The sequence below is a fragment of the Pseudomonas parafulva genome (genome assembly GCF_000800255.1).
In the GTDB taxonomy this organism is placed as follows: Bacteria; Pseudomonadota; Gammaproteobacteria; order Pseudomonadales; family Pseudomonadaceae; genus Aquipseudomonas; species Aquipseudomonas boreofloridensis.
In genome coordinates this window covers 191,738-211,653 of sequence record NZ_CP009747.1, presented here as the reverse complement: position 1 = coordinate 211,653, position 19,916 = coordinate 191,738, and the positions used below count along the sequence as shown (strand labels likewise).

Genomic DNA, 19,916 nt, shown 5'->3' with positions numbered 1-19,916 from the left:
GTAGCTGGGCATTCTAGCCGCAAGCACGCACGGCTGCTTCCTCTTGCCGCTCGAAGCTTGAAGCTCGAAGCTGCTCTATTGCTACACTCGCGCATTCATTCGATTGCGAGGTGCCCATGAGCGAGCCGATTCGCCTGACCCAGTACAGCCACGGCGCAGGTTGTGGCTGCAAGATCTCTCCCAAGGTGCTCGACGTCATTCTGGCCGACAGCGGCAGCCAGGCGCTGGATCCCAAGCTGTGGGTCGGCAACGCTTCGCGTGACGACGCCGCCGTGTATGCGCTGGACGATGAGCGTGGCGTGGTCTCGACCACCGACTTCTTCATGCCCATCGTCGACGACCCCTACGATTTCGGCCGCATCGCGGCCACCAACGCCATCAGCGACATCTACGCCATGGGCGGCGATCCGCTGATGGCGATCGCCATTCTCGGCTGGCCGATCAACGTGCTGGCGCCTGAGGTCGCCCGCGAAGTGATCCGGGGTGGTCGCGCGGTGTGCGCCGAGGCCGGCATTCCGCTGGCCGGCGGGCATTCGATCGACGCGCCCGAGCCGATCTTCGGCCTGGCGGTGACCGGCGTGGTCGGCAAGCGCCAGCTCAAGCGCAACGACACCGCCACCGCAGGCTGCACGCTGTACCTCACCAAGCCGCTGGGCATCGGCATCCTCACCACCGCCGAGAAAAAGGCCAAGCTGCGTGTCCAGGACCAAGGCCTGGCGCGCGACTGGATGTGTACCTTGAACACCCCCGGCAGCCGCTTCGGCAAGCTCGACGGGGTCAAAGCCATGACCGACGTCACCGGCTTCGGCCTGCTCGGCCACCTGGTCGAAGTGGCCGAAGGCAGCGGCCTCACCGCGCGCCTGCAATTCGACGCCGTGCCGCGCCTGCCGGGTGTCGAGCACTACCTGGCCGAGGGCTGCATTCCCGGCGGCACGCTGCGCAACCACGAGAGCTACGGTCACAAGATCGCCGCCTTGACCGATGAACAGAAACACCTGCTGTGCGACCCGCAGACCAGCGGCGGCCTGCTGGTGGCCGTCAGCCCCGAGGGGCAGGCGCAGTTCCTCGCGGTGGCCGCAGAACTCGGCCTGGACCTGGCGCCGATCGGCACCCTGGTCGAGCGACAGACCTACGCAGTCGAGGTGATCTGATGCGCCCCGACTGCACCGACTTCCACCCGCTGTTCCTCGATGACGTGCCGATGATGGACATGCGTGCGCCCATCGAGTTTGCCAAAGGCGCCTTCCCCGGCGTGGTCAACCTGCCGCTGATGAACGACGCGGAGCGGCACAAGGTCGGCACCTGCTTCAAGCAGCAGGGCCAGGGCGCGGCCATCGCCCTGGGCCATCAACTGGTCAATGGCGCAGTCAAGCAGGCGCGCCTGGAGGCCTGGGCGGCCTTTGCCAGTGCCAACCCGCAGGGCTACCTGTACTGCTTTCGCGGCGGCCTGCGCTCGCAGATCGTCCAAGGCTGGCTGAGAGAGGCCGGTATCGACTACCCGCGCATCAGCGGCGGCTACAAGGCCCTGCGCAACTATCTGCTGGACACCACGGCACAGGCGGTGGCGCAGTGCGACTTCGTGCTCATGGGCGGGCTCACCGGCACAGGCAAGACCGACGTCCTGCTGCAACTGGATAACGCGCTGGACCTGGAAGGCCACGCCAACCATCGCGGCTCCAGCTTCGGCAAACGCGCCACCGCGCAGCCGGCGCAGATCGACTTCGAAAACCAGTTGGCGATCGACGTGCTGAAGAAACGGGCGCGTGGCGTGCAGCAATTCGTGCTCGAAGACGAGGGGCGCATCGTCGGCAGTTGCGCGGTGCCGCTGCCGCTCTACCAGGGCATGCAGCGCTATCCGCTGGTGTGGCTGGAGGATAGCTTCGTCCAGCGTGTCGAGCGGATCCTGCGCGATTACGTGATCGACCTGTGCGCCGAGTTCGTCGCCTTGCACGGCGAGGATGAAGGTCGCCAGTTGTTCGCTGAACGTCTGCGCCACAGCCTGGGCAACATTCGCAAGCGCCTGGGCGGCGAACGTCTCCAGCGCCTGCAGGCGCTGCTGGACCAGGCCTTGGACGAACAGTTGCGCAGCGGTGAAGTGGACCTGCACCGGGGCTGGATCGAAGGCTTGCTGAACGAGTATTACGACCCGATGTACGCCTATCAGCGCGAGGCCAAGGCGCACCGCATCGAGTTCGCGGGCGATGGCGTGGAGGTGCGCGAATATCTCAAGGCACGGGCGCAGCGCGAGCGGCCACCGGCACGCTGACAGCGCCTCGGCGCCGTGACCGTAGACGTCCCGGCGCCACGCCTCGAAGCACTACTGCTCCGGCTTGAGCAGCCGCTCCATCTCCGCCGCGCGCTCCTGGGTCATGTCCATCACGCAGATGCCTTGCTCGACGCTGGCCATGCTGCCGCCGCTCAGTTGCGCGTGGAAGCCGCAGTTCTTGTCGCGAAAGGCGATCCAGTCGCGCTGCACTTCACGCAGGCGCTTGACCTGGGCGATCTCCAGCTTGCGGATCAACTGCTTGTAGGCGGTGTTCAGGCGTTGATCCTGCACGCTGGTTTCCTCGGTGACGCAGACATTCATCGCCAAGGTGCTGGCGGCCTTGTCCATGCACTGGACATAGCTCGGGGAATTGTCGTCGGCCTGGGCCGATGTGGCGAAGGCCAGCACGGCGTACAGCGTGGCAAAAGCATAGCGAGTCATCGAAGCGGATCCGTTGCGTGGAGAGGATGCTGAGCCTAGCAGTGTCAGAGACTTTGCGCAGGCTCCGGCGGCATAAGCACCTGATCCACCTCGAAGCGCAGCGACGGCAGTTGTGTGGCGACATACAGCGTGAGCGCCAGGGCCGCAATCACCACCACGTCCACCCAGTTCCAGCCCGGCACCTCATCGGCGCGGCGGGCCTTGAAGCACCACCAGAGCTGGCCGGCGCAGAACACCAGCATCGACCCCAGCCACAGGTAGAACCCGAGGCCGAAACCGGTGATGTCGTGGAAAGCGTAGCTGCGGTTGTCCGGCAGACGCTCGATGGTCAAGCTGCCGATTGCCAGGTACAGCGCCGCAGCGCCGACCAGCAACGCCAAACGCCGAAAGCGCCGATGGGCGAGTACCGCCAGCGCCAGCAATGGGTTGGCGAACCAGGCGTACACACCGAAGGCCACGCCCCAGGGGCCGTAGAGCAGCATCTGCAAGGCCGGCATCTGGCGCCCGACGTCCATCAGCGCGCCATCGAAGAACAGACTGGAGAGGTACAGCAGCAGGCTGAGACTGAGGTAATAAGCGGGCAACCGGACACTCCACGGGCTTGAAAGCGAACGCCGACCTTACCGCACCCACGCCTCAGGCGACAGGCGGTTCCAGCAGCAGGCCGTAGAGGCCCGAGTCGGACAGCTCTCCGGCCACGCACCAGCGCGCACGCAGGGTGCCCTCCAGCACGAAGCCCTGGCGCTCCAAGGTGCGCGCCGAGCCCTGGTTGCGCGGGTCGATCTCCGCTTCCAGACGGCGCATGTGCAGGGTGTGGGCCAGGTAGTCGATGAAGCAGGTCAGCGCCTCGTCCATGTAGCCCCGGCCCTGCACGGCGCGGGCCAGGCAGTAGCCGATCTCGCCCCGGCGCGAGTCGTGATCGATGTTGAACATCTGCACCATACCGATCAGTTCGCCGTTGTCGCGCCGGTACATGCCCAGCTTGAGCAGCGTGCCCGCCGCATAGGCTTCGCGGTCGGCGGCCAGGGCGCTTTCGGCCTCGGCCAGTTCGGTCCAGGGCGCGTGATACCAGTAACGCATCACCTCGGGGTCGGCCATGATCGTCAACCAGCGCGCCGCATCGGCGTGGCGCATGGGCCGCAACTGCAAGCGCGGGCTGTCCAGGCACAGGTCACTGGGGAAACTGCGGAGGTGGATCACGCCGAACTCCTGTCCAAAGCTGGGAAGATGACAGTCTAGCGTCAGTGGCGTGATGAAAGTAAGTCGATGTAACCGTGGGCGCGGCCTCCTGTTGACCTGTTCCTGGAGTCTTGCACGACCGCTCCCACACACCACCACTGCCTAGCTCTGCCAGGCGCAACGACACCCCGTTCAGAAGCCCATGCTGAAACTCACCACCACACCGTGGTCGCGGCCCTGATTGGACAATTGCCCCGAATACCCCACGCCCAACTTGCCGCTCTCGCCCACAGCCACGTCAAGGCCAGCCTCCACCACCGCCGCGTTGCGCGCGATCGCCACGCCTTCACTGCCGAAACTCGCACCCCCGCCGATGAAGCGCGACTTGGCCTCGGGCTGGGTATCACCGAAGGCATGTCGCCAACCGACCGAAAGCCGTGGGGTGATCTCACTGCCATTGTCCAACGTGATGCGCTTGCCGACGCGCACACCCACCGTGGAGAAGGTCACGTCCTGATCGACCTTGGCTTTCAAACGCCCCGCCCCGCCCTTCTCCCGCGCACTGTCGCTGTCGTGGTTGACATAGGCCAGTCCGGCGAATGGCTCCACCGCGATACCGCCCACGTCCAGGGCGTAGCCCACCTCGCCGAACACCTGCGCGGTGCGCGCCTTGTACTTCGCCTTCAGGCGATCGTCGTAAGCGCCCGCCTGCACATCGCGCTTGGTGTCGATGTCATGCCAGGTGTAGCTGGCCCCCAGACGCGCAGCGAAGGCGTCCATCTGGTAACCCAGGTAGGTCGCCAGGTGGTAGCTGTCGACGCTGGCGTCCGAACGGCGGCGCTGTGCATCGATGCTGCTACGGGTGTAGCCCGCCGCGATGCCCACTTTCCACTGATCGTCCAGGGCACGATCGACACCGAGCATGAAACCGGACAGGTCGCGATCGACGCTGGCATGGTTGGCGCTGCCGTCGTAGTCGCCCCAGGCGCCGATGGCGCGAATCCAGCCGACCGGCTGACCCTGGCAACCTTCGCTGGTCAATTGCTGATTGGCGGTCGGGGCCAGGGTGCGACGTGGATCGTCGGCACGGCTGCAATCGGCCTGGCGCAGGCGGTCGTTGAGCGCCTCGCGCACGTGGCGGGTGTCCTCGATCAACACCGTGGCGGTGCTGGCGTGGATCTCGCCGGACAGGCTGTCGAACGCCGCCTGTGCCGAAGGCCGGTCCAGCGGCAGGATTTCATCGCGCAGCACGTTCGGCACCCCAGCGCTCTCTAGCGCAGTGGCCACGCCGCGCTGGTTGCCGGACACCGCAACCTCGGCGAGCGAGGTGTCGTTGCGGCTCACCGACAGGGTCACTTGGTTAGTGCCGTAGTCCAGCGAACTGGTGAGGAACGCCGAGTTCATCAGGTTGTTGCTGGCGAACACGCCATTGATACCGCCGTCGGCAGACAGCAGCGTGTAGCGACCATTGCCACCGGACAAATTGGCCACGGTGAGGCTGCCACCCAAGTTGGCGGTGCCGCCCACGTTGAGGTAGTTCACCGGTGCAGTCCCCAGGTCGATGACCAGGTTGCCATCGCTGGCATTGGTAAAGTCGCCGCTGACATTCAGGTTGCCCGCCGGCCCCGGCAGCACCGTGCCGTGGTTGACCAGGCTGCCTAGCGTGCCATTGCCGGTCAGGCCGGCACCGTTGGCCACGTTCACACGCGCGGCCAGTAGACTGCGCGGGTTGGCGGCATCGCCCACTTGCAGCGTGCCCTGATCGACGTTGAACAGCCCGCTGAAGGGATGATTGCCCAGCAGCAACAGACGACCGAAGCCACGCTTGATGGTGGTGCCGGTGCCGCGCAACACGCCGTTGAAGGTGCCGTCGTTGGCTTGCGCGAACACCAGGTTGGCGTTGTTGGTCAGCGTGTCCTGCAGGCTGCTGGTGTTGCCTACCAGCGTGCCGCCACTGACCAGGGTGCCGCCGGTGTAGCGGTTGGCGCCACTGAGCACCAAGGTGCCGGCATCGAGCTTCTCGATACCGCCGCTGCCCACCAGCGGCACACTGATCTCGGCGCTGGCACCGGCATCGACACGCACTGGCGCCAGGCTGCCGTCGGCGCCATTGACCGGCGTCAGGCTGCCCTCGGCACCCGGCACCAATTGGTAGCCATCGCTGAGGAATTGCAGGCCGCTGAACGACGGGTTGCCGACCACGGTGACGGTGCCGGGCTGGCCACCGAACACGGCGTAGGCATCGCTCCAGGTTTCACCCGTGGTGCCGTTGGCATTGGTCCAGTTGGTGTTCGGCCCCCAGGTGCCACTGCCGCCGCCGATGCTGCCGTCGGGGTTGGTCTGGTTACCGTTCCAGAACTGCACCGGATCGCCCGCATGCTGCACCACCAGGTTGATCTGCCGGGCGATGGCGGTCTGCAACGCCAGATCGCCCAAGGCCACGCTGCCCGGCACGGCGCCGAGGGCCAGGCCGTTGTCGGTCAGCGCCCCGCCGTAGCTGAACAGTCGATAGACGCCGGTTGAGAATCCACCGACATCGGTGACATTCAAGGTGCCGTCGAGCACCAGGTTGCCCTCGACCTTGACCACCGTGCTGGCCGCATCCGGAGCGCCCAAGGCGAAGTCCAGGGTGCTACCGGACGCCAGTTCGAGCCCGCCCAGGGTCAGCGGCGTGCTGCTCTGTCCGGCCACCAGGCTGGCGCCGTCGGCGAGCAGCACCTGCCCGGCGTAGACGCCACTGCCGCCCAGCCGCGCGCCGCGGGCGACCTGCACCCTGGCGCTGTCCAGGCGACCGTCGACACGCAGGCTGCCGGCATTCACCGAAGTGGTACCGGTCAGGCCATTGTTGCCAGTGAGCAGCAGCTCGCCGCTGCCGTTCTTGCTCAGGGTGCCGCTGCCAGTGAGATTGCCGGTGTAGCGACCGTCGGCTGCCTGCTCGAAGGTCAACGCCGCATTGTTGAGGATCGCGCCTTGCAGGCTGTTGCTGTTGCCGATCAGGCTGCCGCCGTTGATCTGGGTGCCGCCGCTGTACACGTTGCTACCGGTGAGGGTGAGTGGCGCAGCGCCGTTCTTGATCAGGCCGCCCTCGCCGCTGACGCTACCCGCCAAGGTCAGCGCCGCGCTGCCGCCGAGGGTCAAGGCGCCTTCGAGCAGCACGGCATTGGCCAGGCTGACCGCCGTGTTGCTGTCCAGCAGGGTGCCCGCTGCGGCGGTAAGCAGGCCACTGCCCAGGGCGCCGTCGTTGCCCACCACCAAAGCGCCGCGATTGAGCGCGGTGCCGCCGCTGTAGCCATTGGCCGTATTGAGCACCAGCGTGCCGCCATCCTGCTTGGCCAGAAGACCGGTGCCGTTGATCGGCACGCCGACCGTGGCGGTGGCGCCGCTGTCGACGCGCACGTTGGTGGTGCCGCTGGTCAGCAGTTCACCCGTGCCCGCGCTTTGCAGCGAATAGCCGTCGGTCATGAACTGCAGGCCGGTGATCGCCTGGCTGCCATCGAGGGTGACGGTGCCCGCCGGGCCTTGGAACACGGCGAAAGTGCTGTTCCAGGCGTTGTTGACCGCGCCGTTGGCATCGGTCCAGTTGCGGCTGACGGCGTCCCAGGTACCGTTGCCGCCGTCGATCTGGCCATTGCCGGTGGTGTCGCTGCCATCCCAGAACAGCACGTTGCTGGCCCCTCCCACCACCAGGTTGACCTGGTTGGGCACGGTCGCTTGCAGCGCTACTTCGACATCGGGCAGCGGCGTGCTGCCGACGCTGATGCCGTTGTCGGTGAAGGCGCCGCCGTACAGGAACAGGCGGTGCACGCCGGCGCCGAAGCCGCCGATGTCGACCACATTCAGCGTGCCATGCAGGGTGAGGTCGTTGGCCACCTGGACCAGCGGCTGACCGTCAGGGTCCGGTGCCCCGAGCTGCGCCGTCACCACCGCATCAGGCTCCAGGCTCAGGCTGCCCACTTGCAAGGTCGAGCCGGTCACGGTGGACAGCGTCGCCCCATTGCTCACCGACACCGCGCCACCGAGGTTGCCGCTGCCCGACAGGGTCGCGCCACTGGCCACGGTCACGTTGCCGCTGTCCAGCGAGCCGTCCACTTGCAGTTCGCCGGCTTGCACATGGGTATCGCCCACATGGGTGTTGACGCGGGTGAGTGCCAGGCGACGCACGCTCAGTTTGTTCAGGGTGCCGGTGCCGCTGATCTGGCCATCGAATACACCGCCCTGCACGTTCAGGCTGTTGCCCTGGGCGATCTGGATCGCCCCGGTGCCGCCGATGTCGCCCAGGGTAGTGCTGCCGTCGAGGTTGAGCCGAGCGCCGCTGCTGACATTGAGCGCGCTCTGGGTGCCGAGGGCAGTGGTGCCCAGGGTGCTGAGGCTGCCGGAGAGGATGTTGAGGATACCGCTGAAGGTGTTGTTGCCCGACAGGGTCAGGTCGGCGGCGCCGTTCTTGTTCAGCACACCGTTGCCGCTGAGCACGCCGGCCAGTTGCAGATCGTTGCTGCCTTCGACGTCGAGCGTACCGCTGACATTGACCGGATTGGCCAGTCTGACCGCTTGGCTGCTGTCCAGGCTGGCCGCACCGGTGACGTCCAGTGAACCGGTACCGAGGGCGGCATCGTTACCCACCACCAGGGTGCCGCTGCGCAGTTCGGTGCCGCCGCTGAAGCGGTTGGCGCCCAGCAGGCTGAAGCGCGCGAAGCCGGCCTTGAACAGACGCCCCGCGCCGCTGACCGGACCGCCCAGGGCCAGCTCGTTGTCGCCGAGCACGGTGAGGTCGCCGGCCAGGTTGACGGCGTTGGCCAGCGTGACCGCCTGGCTGCTGTCCAGGCTCGTGCCGTCAGCCGCGCTCAGCACGCCGCTGCCCAGCGCAGTGTCTGCGCCCACCACCAAGGTGCCGCCTTGCAGCGAGGTGCCACCGGCATAGCCGTTGTCGCCGGAGAGCGCCAGCGCCGCATCGCCCGCCTTGACCAGGCTGCCGGGCCCGGCGACGGTGCCGCTCAGGGTCAAGTCATTGCTACCGGCCACGGTGAGTGGCCCGGTCAGGTTGATTGCGTTGCCGATGTTCACCGCTTGATTGGCATCCAGCGTGGTACCGGCGACGGTATCCAGCGCACCGCTGCCCAACGCCGAGTCGCTGCCCAGCACCAGCGTACCGCCACCGAGCTGGGTGCCGCCGCTGTAGCGGTTGCTGCCACCGAGCACCAGGGTGCCGCTGTCGAGTTTGGTCAGCCTGCCGCTGCCCACCAGCGGCAGGTCGAGCGTCGCCGTCACGCCGCGATCCACCCGCACCGGCGTGTCACCGCGTTCGCCGTCGATCAGCTCCAACTGACCGGCGCTGCCGTCGATCACGCGGTAACCGTCGGCGGCGAACTGCAGGCCGGTGACGCGCTGGTTGCCTTCGACACTGACATCGCCCGGCGTGCCCTGGAACACCGCGAAGGTGTCGCCCCAAATGCTGTTGACGGTGCCGTCGAAGTCGGTCCAGTTGGTCGTGCTCGCGTTCCACACCCCGGCCCCGCCTTCGATCTGGCCGCTGGCTTGGGTCTGGCTGCCGTTCCAGAACAGGATGTTCAAGCCGCTGCCGCTGACCAGCAGGTTGACCTGATTGACCAGCGCGGTCTGTAGCGCCAGGTTACCCAGCGCCACGCCCAGCGGCAGGTTGCCGAAGGCCAGGCCGTTGTCGGTGAGCACGCCGCCATAGTCGAACAGCCGGTACACACCGTTGCCGAAGCCGCCGATGTCGCTGATGTTCAGCGTACCGCCCAAGGTCAGGTCACCGCCCACGGCGAACAGCGCCGCGCTGTTGATGCTCGGCGTGGCCAGCCCGACATCGACGTTGGCCGCGTTGTCCAGCACCAGTGAGCCAAGGCCCAGGGTGCTGCCGCTGTTGCCGATCAAGCGCCCGCTCGCACCGATGCCGACCGGCGCCGCAACCGTGCCGCTGCCGCTCAAGCTGGCGCCGCTGGCAACGTTAAGCCCGGCGCTGGATAGCGTGCCATCGACCTGCAAGGTGCCGCCATTGACCTGGGTGTTGCCGCCCAAGGCGCTGACGCCACTCAGGATCAGCCGCCCATTACCGACCTTGGCCAGGCTGCCGAGCCCGTTCAGCGCCCCGGCGAACGCTGTGTCGAGATCATTGCTGCCAAGGCTCAGGGTGGCGCCGCTGCCGAGGTTGGCCTGACCGCTGCCACTCAGCGCGCCGAGGCTGGCGTCGCCGTTGAGGTTCAACTGCCCACCCGCAGCGAGGTCCAGAGTGCCGACATTGGCCAACACGCCGTTGCCCTGTGTGGTGAGCGAACCGGCCTGCACGACGACGTTGCCGGTGAACGTCTTGCCGCCCACCAGGGTCACGTCGTCGGCGCCGGTCTTGATCAGGTTGCCGGTGCCGCTCAGGTCGCCCGTGAGGACCAGCGCGTTGTCGGCATCGAGCGTGAGCGTGGCGCCATTGCTCAGGGCGACAAGACGGCCCAGGGTCAGCGGCGCTGCAGTGCCGAGCGTGGCATCACCGGTCACGGCCAGAGGCCCGCTGCCCAGCGCACCACCATTGCCGAGGGTCAGGCGCCCGGCTTCGAGCTGAGTGCCGCCTTGGTAGCCATTGCTGGCGGAGAGGGTCAGGTTGCCGTCGCCTTGCTTGACCAGGGCGCCGGCGCCGTTTACCACGCCATTCAAGGTCAGGTCGTTGCTGCCCACGACGCTCAGGTCGGCATCCAGTGCCACATCGTTGGCCAATGTGGTGGCGGCGCTGCCACTGCTCAAGGTCGAAGCGCCGGCGACGGTGAGACCGCCCAGGCCCAAGGCAGTGTCGTCGCCGACCACCAACTGGCCGGCGCCCAGCGTGGTGCCCCCCAGGTAAGTATTGGCGCCGTTGAGGATCAGGGTGCTGGCACCCGACTTGTTCAGGCCGCCGGGGCCGTCGATCACACCGTTCAAGGTGAAGTCGGCAGAGCCTGGCAGGGTGAGTACGCCACCCACTGTCAGGTTGTTGGCCAGACGAGTGTCGGTGTTGGCATCGAGCGCGGTGCCGTCGGCCGCGATCAGCGACCCGCTGCCCAGGGCACTGTCGTTGCCGACGATCAGCGTGCCGCCGTTGAGTTGGGTGGCACCCCCGAAGGTGTTGGCGCCTGCGAGGGTCAGGCTGGCACCGCCATTCTTGACCAGCGCACCGCCACCTGCGATCACGCCGTCGAGCACCAGATCCTGCGCGCCACCGAGGGTCAGGTTACCGCTGGTCAGGTTGATCGCATTGCTCACCGTCAGCGCCTGGGTGATGTCCAGCAAGGCATCGTCGATCACGCTCAACGCACCGCTGCCCAAGGCATTGGCGGTGCCCAGCAACAGGCTGCCGGCTTGCAGCAGCGTGCCGCCGGTGAAGCGGTTATCGCCCGCGAGTTGCAGTTGACCGCTGCCCTGCTTGGTGAGGGTGCCGTCACCGCTGATCGCGCCCGACAGGGCCAGGTCCTGGCCGACGTCGAGGGTCAGGTTGGCGCCATCGGCCAGGCCGATGGCATTGGCGATTTGCAGCGCGGTGGTGCCGGACAGCGTGCCGTCGCCGATGACCGACAACGCACCGTTGCCCAACGCCGCATCGTCGCCCAGCGTCAGGCTGCCCGCGCCGAGGACCACGCCACCGTCGAAGGCGTTGGCGCCCGCGAGGGTGAGGTTGCCCGGTCCGGTCTTGCTCAGGCCGCCGAGGCCAGTGATCGGCCCGGAGAAACTGAGGTCGTTGCTGCCGAGGATCGCCAGCGTGCCCGCAAGATTGACAGCGTTGCCGAGGTTGACTGCCACGCGGCTGTCGAGCTGAGTGCCGTCGGCGGCGTTCAGTGCACCCAGGCCGAGCGCCGTGTCGCTCTCCAGCAGCAGGGTGCCGCCGGCCAGGATGGTATCGCCTTGATAGGTATTGCCGCCGCCCAGGGTCAAGGTGCCGCTTCCAGTCTTGGTCAGGCCACCTGCGCCGCCGACGCTGCCGTTGAGCGCCAGGTCCTGCGCGCTGGCCAAGGTCAGATCGCCCAGCAGTTCGAGGGTGTTGGACAGGTTCACTTGAGCAGTCGCCGACAGGGTGGTGCCCGCCGCTGCCGTGAGCGTCCCGCTGCCCAGCGCGGCATCACTGCCAACCTGCAGCGTGCCCGCGTCCAGACGCGTGCCGCCCTGATAGCTGTTGCTCCCGGAAAGGACGAGCGAGCCGCTGCCATTCTTGATCAGCCCAGCGCTGCCACTGAGCGTGCCATCCAGACGCAGGTCGCCCGTGCCGGGCAGGGTCAGGTTGGCGTTGAGGGTCACTGCGTTGGCCAGTGCGATCTGGCCAGGCGCCAGGAGGCTGGACGCACCGCCGACGGTCAGGCTACCGCTGCCCAGCGCCAGATCGCTGCCCACGACGAGGCTACCGGCATTCAAGGTGGTGCCGCCGCTGTAGCGGTTGGCGTTGCCGAGGGTCAGCGTGCCAGCGCCATTCTTGACCAGGCTGCCGGCGCCCTGGATCACGCCGACCAGGCCAAGGTCGGCGCTGCCGTCCAAGGTCAGCGCGCCGCCGAGGGCGAAGTCGTTGCCAAGGGTGACCGCCGTGCGGCTGTCCAGCGCCGTGCCGCCTGCGGTCGTGACCGCGCCGCCACCGAGCGCGCGGTCGTTGCCGAGCACGATCCGGCCGCCTTGCAGCAAGGTGCCACCGGTGTAGCTGTTGACCCCGCCGAGCACCAGCGTGCCGCGGTCGAGCTTGGCCAGTCGGCCGCTGCCCGAAAGATCGACTTCCAGCGTGGCGTTCACGCCGGGATCGACCCGCACGGCGAACGCGCCGTTGGCCGCGTTGACCAGCTCCAGCCCGCCGCTGCCGATCAGGCGATAGCCATCGGTGACGAACTGCATGCCGCTGGCCGTTTGGGAGCCGACCAGGGTGACGTCGCCCGCTGCGCCCTGGAACACCGCGAACTCGCCGCCCCAGGCGCTGTTGAGCGTACCGGCGAGGTTGGTCCAGTTGCCGGTGCTGGCGTCCCAGGTGCCGCTGCCGCCGTCGATGGAACCGTTGGCCAGTGTCTCGAGACCGTCCCAGAACTGCACGCCACCAGCCGCGCCGCCGACCAACAGGTTGACTTGCGCGCCGACCGACGTCTGCACTTGCAGGTCGCTCGGCATCACGCTGCCGGGCAAGGTGCCCAAGGCCAGGCCGTTGTCGAGCAGTGCGCCGGTGTAGTCGAACAGGCGGTAGATACCGGTGCCGAACCCGCCAAGGTCGGTGACGTTGAGGGTGCCGTCTAGGGTGAGGTTGCCGTTGACGCTGACCAGTGCGTTGCTGCCGCTGACCGGCGCGCCGAGGCCGAAATCGAGGATCGAACCGCTGTGCAGGGTCAGCGCGCCGGTGCTCAGGGTGCTGCCGCTGTTGGCCAGCAGGTGCGCGCCATCGGCAATATCCACCGCGCCCGGCAGGCTGCCGCCACCACCGAGGCTGGCGCCCGCATTGACCTGCACGGAGACGCTGGCCAGCGAGCCGGTGACCACAAGCAGCCCGGCGTTGACCGTGGTGGCGCCGGTCAGCCCGTTACTGCCGGTGAGTTGCAGGGTGCCGGGGCCTTGCTTGATCAGCCCGCCGCTGCCGCTCAAGGCGCCGCTGAAGAGGCTGTCCAGGCCATTGCCACCGACGCTCAGGTCGCTGCCCGCACCGAGGTTGACTGCTCCCGCTCCGTTGAGCCCACCCACGGCCGTGCTGGCGCCGAGCGCGAGATTGGCGCCGGCACCGACGTTCACCGCCGAGGCGTTGCCCAGTGCCGTCGCCGTTGCGCTGGTGAGGGTGCCGCCGAGCAGATCGACCACGCCAGTGAAGCTGTTGTTGCCGCTGAGGGTGAGGTTGGCTGGACCATTCTTGACCAGACCGCCGCTGCCGCTGATGGCGCCTGCCAGGCCGAGGTCGTTGCTGCCGCCCAAGGTCAGGTCGGCATTGAGCGTAATGGCGTTGCCCAGTGTGAGCGACGTGCTGTTGTCCAGGCGCGTCGCACCGGCAACGTTGAGGGCACCGCTGCCCAAGGCGGCGCCGTTGCCCACCACCAGAGCACCGGCATTGAGCGTGATGCCGCCAGCGTAGCTGTTCGCGCCGTTCAAGGTGAGCGTGGTCGCGCCGTTCTTGATCAACTGCCCTGCCCCGCTGATGACGCCGGAGAGGTCCAGGGCATTGCTGCCAGCGAGGGTGAGATCGGCATTCAGCGCGATGTCGTTGCCCAGGTTGAAGGCCGAACCGGTATCCAGCGTGGCCGTGCCGCCCACGTTCAATGCGCCGCTGCCCATGGCACTGGCGTTGTCCAAAAGCAAGGTTCCGGCATTGAGCAGCGTGCCGCCGATGAAGGTGTTCGGTGCGCCGAGCGCGAGGGTGCCGACACCGTTCTTGATCAGGCGACCGGTACCGTCGATCACACCGTCCAGACGCAGGTCGTTGCTGCCGAGCAGGGCCAGGTCGGCGTCGAGGGTGACCGCGTTGGCGACCGACAGCGCCACCGTGTTATCCAGGCTTCCAGCCCCGGTGACGGTCAAATTGCCGAGCCCCAGCGCGTCGCCATTGCCCAGCACCAAGCCACCCGCGGCGAGGGTGGTGCCGCCCAGGTAAACGTTGGGACCGGACAGGGTCAAGGTCGCAGCGCCCTGCTTGAGCAGGCTGCCGGCGCCACTGACCAGGCCGCCAAAGCCGAGGTCGGCGCTGCCATCGACGGTCAGGGCTCCGCCGAGGTTGACGGCGTTGCCGAGGTTGACCGCCGTGCGGGTATCCAGGCGAGTGCCCGCGGCGGTATTGAGCACACCGCTGCCCAAGGCGGCATCGTTGCCGAGCACGAGGCGGCCGGCATTGAGGTTGGTGGCGCCGATCTGGGTGTTGGCACCGTTGAGGGTCAGGGTGCTGGCGCCATTTTGGGTCAAGCCGCCCGCGCCGCTCAGGAGGCCGTTCAGGACAAGGTCGTTGCGGCCGGTCAGGTTCAGGTTGCCGCCCAGGTTCAGCGAATTGCTGAGGTTCAGCCCGGCCACCGTGCTGTCCAAGGTGGTGCCGGCCGCGGCGTTGAGGGCGCCGCTGCCCAGGGCGGCGGCACTGCCGAGCACCAGGGTGCCGGTGTTGAGCGTGGTGGCGCCAGTGTGGGCATTGACGCCACTGAGGGTAAGGGCGCCGGCGCCGTTCTTGACCAGACCGCCGGCCCCGCTCAGGGTGCCGGCCAAGGTCAGGTCGTTGCTGCCGGTCAAGGCCAGGTTAGCGTCGAGGTTGACGTTGTTGCTCACGCTCAGCGCGGTGCTGTTGGCCAGGGTGGCGGCGCCGCCGACGGTGAGCGCGCCGCTGCCCAGGGCGGCGGCACTGGCCAGGGTCAGGGTGCCGGTGTTGAGCGTCAGACCGCCGCTGAAGGTGTTGCTGCCGCCGAGGGTGAGGTTGGCGGCGCCATTCTTGATCAACGCCCCGGTGCCGGCGATCGTCCCGCCCAGGCGCAGGTCGTTGCTGCCCGCCACGTTCAAAGTGTTGCTGCCCAGATCGACAGCGTTGGCCACACTGAGCGCTGCGCTGGCATCGAGACCGGCGTTGCCGCCAAGGGTCAATGCGCCCGTGCCCAGGGCGGTACTGCTGCCCAAGGTCAGCACACCGGCGTTGAGCGTGGTGCCACCGCTGAAGCTGTTGTTGCCGTTGAGCGTCAGGCCGGCCGCGCCATTCTTGACCAGCGCCCCGCTGCCGCCGATGGCGCCACCGAGGGTCACAGCGTTGCTGCCGACGAGCGCGAGCGTGTTGCTCCCAAGGTTGATCGCATTGCTCAGGTTCAGTGCAGCGCTGGTGTCGAGCTGCGTGCTGGCGCCGAGGTTCAGCGCGCCGCTGCCCAGCGCAGTGCCGTTGCCCAGAATCAACGCGCCGCCATTGACGGTGGTGCCGCCGCTGAAGCTGTTGTTGCCGTTGAGGGTCAGGTTGGCCGCACCGTTTTTCACCAAGGCGCCCGTGCCGCTGATCACGCCGCCCAAGGTGGTGGCGCTGGAACCGGCGAGCGCGAGTGTGCTGGCGCCGAGGTTGATGGCGTTGGCCAGGCTCACCGCCGCACCGGCGTCGAGCACCAGGCTCGCCCCCAGGTTCAGGGCGCCGCTGCCCAAGGCACTGCCGTTGCCCAGGGTCAACGCGCCGCCATTGACGGTGGTGCCGCCGCTGAAGCTGTTGTTGCCGTTGAGGGTCAGGTTGGCCGCACCGTTCTTGACCAGCCCACCGGTTCCAGCGATAGCGCCAGTGAGGGTCATGGCGTTGCTGCCAGTCAGGGTCAGGGTGTTGCCGGCCAGGTTGATCGCGGTGCCGAGGCTGATGGCGGTGCTGGCATCCAACGCCGCGTTACCGGTCAGGCCCAACGCACCACTGCCCAAGGCACCTGCGTTGCCCAACACCAGCGTGCCTGCGCCGAGGGTGGTGCCACCGGTGTAGGTGTTGCTGGCGTTGAGGGTCAGGCTGGCGCTGCCGCTTTTGACCAGCGCTCCCGTTCCGCTTACCGTGCCACCCAAGGTGACGGCGTTGGCGCCGGTCACGTTGAGTGCGGCGCCGTTGAGTTGCACGGCATTGGCCAGCACCAGCGGCGCGCTGCCCTGCAATCGGGACGCGCCGGTCACGTTCAGCGCACCGCCGCCCAGGCTCGCCGCGCTGCCCAGTTCGAGGCCTCCAGCGGCCAGGTTGATGCCGCCGCTGAAGGTGTTGTTGCCGCTCAGCGTCAGCAGGCTGGCACCGCTCTTGATCAGCGCACCGCTACCTGACAGGACGCCGTTGAGACCCAGGGGGTTGCTGCCGGAAACCGTCAGGCCATTGCTGCCCAGGATCAGCGCGTTGCTCAGGTTCACGCCAGCGCCGCCGCTTTGCAGCGCGCCACCATTGGCGCTGATCGCGCCGGAACCGAAGGCCGCGGAGTCGTCGACGCTGACCAGCCCGCCGTTGAGCGTGGTCGAACTGCTGCCGGTCAGCAGCGGCCCACCGAGGGTCCAGGTACCGCTGTCGACGATCAGGCGGTTGAAGTTGACGTAGGTGCCCGCCGCGATCGTGCCACTACCCGCCGTGCCGCTGCCACCGCCCACGGCGTTCTGCAACGCCAGGGTGTTGTTGCCGCCGGCGCCGCCATCGACCGTGCCGGTGGCAGCGAACGACAGGTTGGGATTGCTGACTACCAGCAATTGCAGGCCGGCGCCGCCGCCTTTGTTGACGCTGGAGCCGGTGATGGCGTTGAAACGGTTGGTCGAGCCGGCACCCATCGACAGGCTGCCGTTGAGGGTGCCGACGTTGGTGAAGGTGTTGCCGCTGCTGGAAGCCTGGAACGCCGCGCGACCGGTGATGGTGCCGGTGTTGGTCATGTTCACCGTGCCGCCGCCGCTGACGGCGACCACGGGCGTGTCTTCGCTGAGCACGCTGACGCTGAGTGCCGAAGAGCCGATGATCCCCGCGTTGCTGATCACGGTGCTCCCGCCTGCACCGTTGGTGACCTCCAGCGCCGCGCCGTTGAGATTGGCCAGGTTGACGTCGAGAACGCCCCCGGTGCCTCTGAGCACGCCGGTGGCCAGGTTGTTGATCACCAGGGTGCTGGGGTTGGCATTGCCGATGCGCGTGCTGGTGCTCAGCAGGCTGACTGCGCCCAGTAGCGAAGGGTCAATCGTGCCGGCGTTGTTCAGCGTGATGTTGCTGCCGGACAGATTCAACGCCGTGCCGAGCAGGTTCAGCAGCACGCCGAGGCTGGCGCCTTGCTGGACGTTGACCGTGAGATTGTTCGCGCTGCTGGCATAGCCCGGGGCCAGTGGACTGGGCGCGCCGGTACAGGTGACCACGCCCCCACTCAGGCTACAAGCGGCCAGTGCCGGCTGGCTGGTCAGACCGAACAGCAGTCCGCCGACGGCGAGGCTCACGGCCAATGACAGGTGCGAGAGACGAGCGGGCGAAACGACGATGAGACTTCTGTCCACGGAGAGCTCCTTCGTGGATCAGCTGATTCAGTCCTTGAATGCGTGCACAGCGCTGTTGCCGGTTGATTTCACACGCGCGACGAAACACCTGACCCTGGCGACAAATTTCCTTGTTGGGGAATGTGTAGTCGCAGAACAGGCAGTCAGGCGCGGCGCAGGGGCGGTCAAATCGGGTTAATACTTTGTCTAGGCAGCCCGGATTACGCGGGCTGCAGCGATTTCAAAAGTGGATCCAAGCGACGAACGGTGGTGTTCCGAGAGCGGATCAGGCCACCTCGGCCCCCTCGTCCGGCCAGTGCGGCTCGTTGGCGCCGGGCGGCGTCAGCGGTGGCAGACCGTAGGCGGCACGGGCCGCGTCGCAGCTCGGATTGTGCGTGCCATGCTCCCAGGACGCCTCGAATTCGCGGCACGGGCTGGAGCGTTGTTCGTAGAGCGTGCAGCCCACTGTGTTGCCGATTTCCCCCTGCAGACCGATGCAGCGGCAGGGTTTGGCATCGGTGCCGATCATCGCCACGCGGGTGGGGTTGATTTGCACCACCAGATCGTCGGGCACCGACCCGCCCGAGGATTGGCATTCACCCCAGAAGAAGGACACACGAAAGTAGCCGCAGCAAGCGCCGCAGGTCAGGCAAGGATTCTGTTCGGACATGATGGCCAGAAAGGGAGGTTATGGGGAGCGAGCGGACGCCCGCGCCGCCATTTGTAATCCAACCCCACGCCCCTGAACAGAGGCCCACGCAAAAAAAACCAGCCGCTGGTCGCGCCAGGCGCTAAGCGCCAGCTACAAGCTACAAGCTACAAGCTACAAGCTACAAGCTACAAGCTACAAGCTAGATCGCGGTGGCACTGACAACGCAGTTCTATCTTGCAGCTTGCCGCTTGCCGCTTGCCGCTGGCGGCTGCGGCTTGCCGCGTGCCGCTTACTTCCCGGCGCGGAACATGTGGCGGATGCCGCGGATGGCCTGGCGGATGCGGTCCTGGTTTTCGATCAGGGCAAAACGTACATGATCGTCGCCATACTCCCCGAAACCGATACCCGGGGACACGCAGACCTTGGCCTCGGCCAGCAGCTTCTTGGCGAATTCCAGCGAGCCCAGGTGTGCGTAGGCTTCCGGGATCTTGGCCCAGACGTACATCGAAGCCTTGGGGTTTTCCACCATCCAGCCCAGCTCATGCAGGCCCTTGACCAGCAGGTTGCGACGCTGGCGGTACTGCTCGGCGATGTCCCGCACGCATTGCTGATCGCCTTCCAGGGCAGCGATCGCCGCCACTTGCAGCGGCGTGAAGGTGCCGTAGTCGTGGTAACTCTTGATGCGCGCCAGGGCATTGACCAGCTCGGGATTACCCACCATGAAGCCGATCCGCCAGCCGGCCATGTTGTAGCTCTTGGACAGGGTGAAGAACTCCACCGCGATGTCCTTGGCCCCGGGGACCTGCATGATCGACGGCGCCTTCCAGCCGTCGTAGACGATGTCGGCATAGGCCAGGTCGTGAACCACCAGCACGTCGTACTGCTTGGCCAGGGCCACCACACGCTCGAAGAAGTCCAGCTCCACGCACTGCGCGGTGGGATTGGACGGGAAGCCCAGGATCATCATCTTCGGCTTGGGGATCGATTCGCGAATCGCCCGCTCCAGCTCATTGAAGAAGTCCACGCCCGGCACCAGCGGCACCGAACGCACCTGGGCGCCGGCAATCACGGCACCGTAGATGTGGATCGGGTAGCTGGGGTTGGGTACCAGCACCGTGTCGCCCTGGTCGAGGGTGGCGAGCATCAGGTGCGCCAGGCCTTCTTTCGAGCCGATGGTGACGATGGCTTCGCTGTCCGGATCGATCTCGACCTCGTAGCGTTCGCGGTACCAGTTGGAAATGGCCCGGCGCAGGCGCGGAATGCCGCGTGAGGTGGAGTAACCGTGAGTGTCTTCGCGCTGGGCGACCTGTACCAGCTTCTGCACGATGTGCGGCGGGGTGGCGCCGTCGGGGTTGCCCATGCTCAGGTCGATGATGTCCTCGCCACGGCGACGGGCAACCATCTTGAGTTCGGCAGTGATGTTGAAGACGTAGGGGGGTAGACGATCGATGCGCGCAAAGCGGCGCGGCGAACCGGAGTTGGCCATGA

Annotated in this window: 8 protein-coding genes; 2 read left to right on the top strand and 6 right to left on the bottom strand. The window is 67.1% G+C overall.

Translation table 11 applies throughout. The features are described from left to right. Positions 1-116 precede the first annotated feature (116 nt). Together selD and mnmH are read left to right on the top strand one after the other, a co-directional pair. Complete coding sequence (gene selD / locus NJ69_RS00875; protein ID WP_039575397.1) at positions 117-1,151, top strand: selenide, water dikinase SelD; 1,035 nt, start codon at positions 117-119, stop codon at positions 1,149-1,151. Beyond that, the gene (mnmH, locus tag NJ69_RS00870) at positions 1,151-2,266 is read left to right on the top strand and encodes a tRNA 2-selenouridine(34) synthase MnmH (protein ID WP_039575393.1); all 1,116 of its coding nucleotides are present in this window, start codon (positions 1,151-1,153) and stop codon (positions 2,264-2,266) included. The genes selD and mnmH overlap by 1 nt, the downstream gene beginning before the upstream one ends. A gap of 51 nt (positions 2,267-2,317) precedes the next feature. Here mnmH and NJ69_RS00865 read toward each other — a convergent pair whose 3' ends face one another. The 6 genes from NJ69_RS00865 to alaC form a co-directional block, all read right to left on the bottom strand. Further along, complete coding sequence (locus NJ69_RS00865; protein WP_039575390.1) at positions 2,318-2,707, bottom strand: lysozyme inhibitor LprI family protein; 390 nt, start codon at positions 2,705-2,707, stop codon at positions 2,318-2,320. Between the two features lie 44 nt (positions 2,708-2,751). After that, positions 2,752-3,291, bottom strand: coding sequence for a hypothetical protein (locus NJ69_RS00860; RefSeq protein ID WP_039575388.1), 540 nt, complete (start codon positions 3,289-3,291; stop codon positions 2,752-2,754). A 52-nt stretch (positions 3,292-3,343) separates the two neighbouring features. Further along, on the bottom strand, positions 3,344-3,907 hold the full coding sequence (locus tag NJ69_RS00855; protein WP_052191960.1) for a GNAT family N-acetyltransferase: 564 nt from the start codon (positions 3,905-3,907) through the stop codon (positions 3,344-3,346). Positions 3,908-4,078: 171 nt separating this feature from the next. Beyond that, positions 4,079-17,797, bottom strand: coding sequence for an autotransporter-associated beta strand repeat-containing protein (locus NJ69_RS00850; RefSeq protein WP_039575385.1), 13,719 nt, complete (start codon positions 17,795-17,797; stop codon positions 4,079-4,081). A gap of 265 nt (positions 17,798-18,062) precedes the next feature. Beyond that, on the bottom strand, positions 18,063-18,446 hold the full coding sequence (locus tag NJ69_RS00845) for a YkgJ family cysteine cluster protein (RefSeq protein ID WP_039575383.1): 384 nt from the start codon (positions 18,444-18,446) through the stop codon (positions 18,063-18,065). Between the two features lie 271 nt (positions 18,447-18,717). Continuing rightward, a complete protein-coding gene (gene alaC, locus NJ69_RS00840; protein ID WP_039575380.1) occupies positions 18,718-19,914 on the bottom strand; it encodes an alanine transaminase in 1,197 nt (398 codons plus the stop codon). Positions 19,915-19,916: the final 2 nt, after the last annotated feature.

What these genes read in the sequence shown, in the direction of transcription:
- selD (WP_039575397.1), top strand. Translation starts at nt 117, where the DNA reads ATGAGCGAGCCGATTCGCCTGACCCAGTACAGCCACGGCGCAGGTTGT.
- mnmH (WP_039575393.1), top strand. Translation starts at nt 1,151, where the DNA reads ATGCGCCCCGACTGCACCGACTTCCACCCGCTGTTCCTCGATGACGTG.
- NJ69_RS00865 (WP_039575390.1), bottom strand. Translation starts at nt 2,707, where the DNA reads ATGACTCGCTATGCTTTTGCCACGCTGTACGCCGTGCTGGCCTTCGCC.
- NJ69_RS00845 (WP_039575383.1), bottom strand. Translation starts at nt 18,446, where the DNA reads ATGTCCGAACAGAATCCTTGCCTGACCTGCGGCGCTTGCTGCGGCTAC.
- alaC (WP_039575380.1), bottom strand. Translation starts at nt 19,914, where the DNA reads ATGGCCAACTCCGGTTCGCCGCGCCGCTTTGCGCGCATCGATCGTCTA.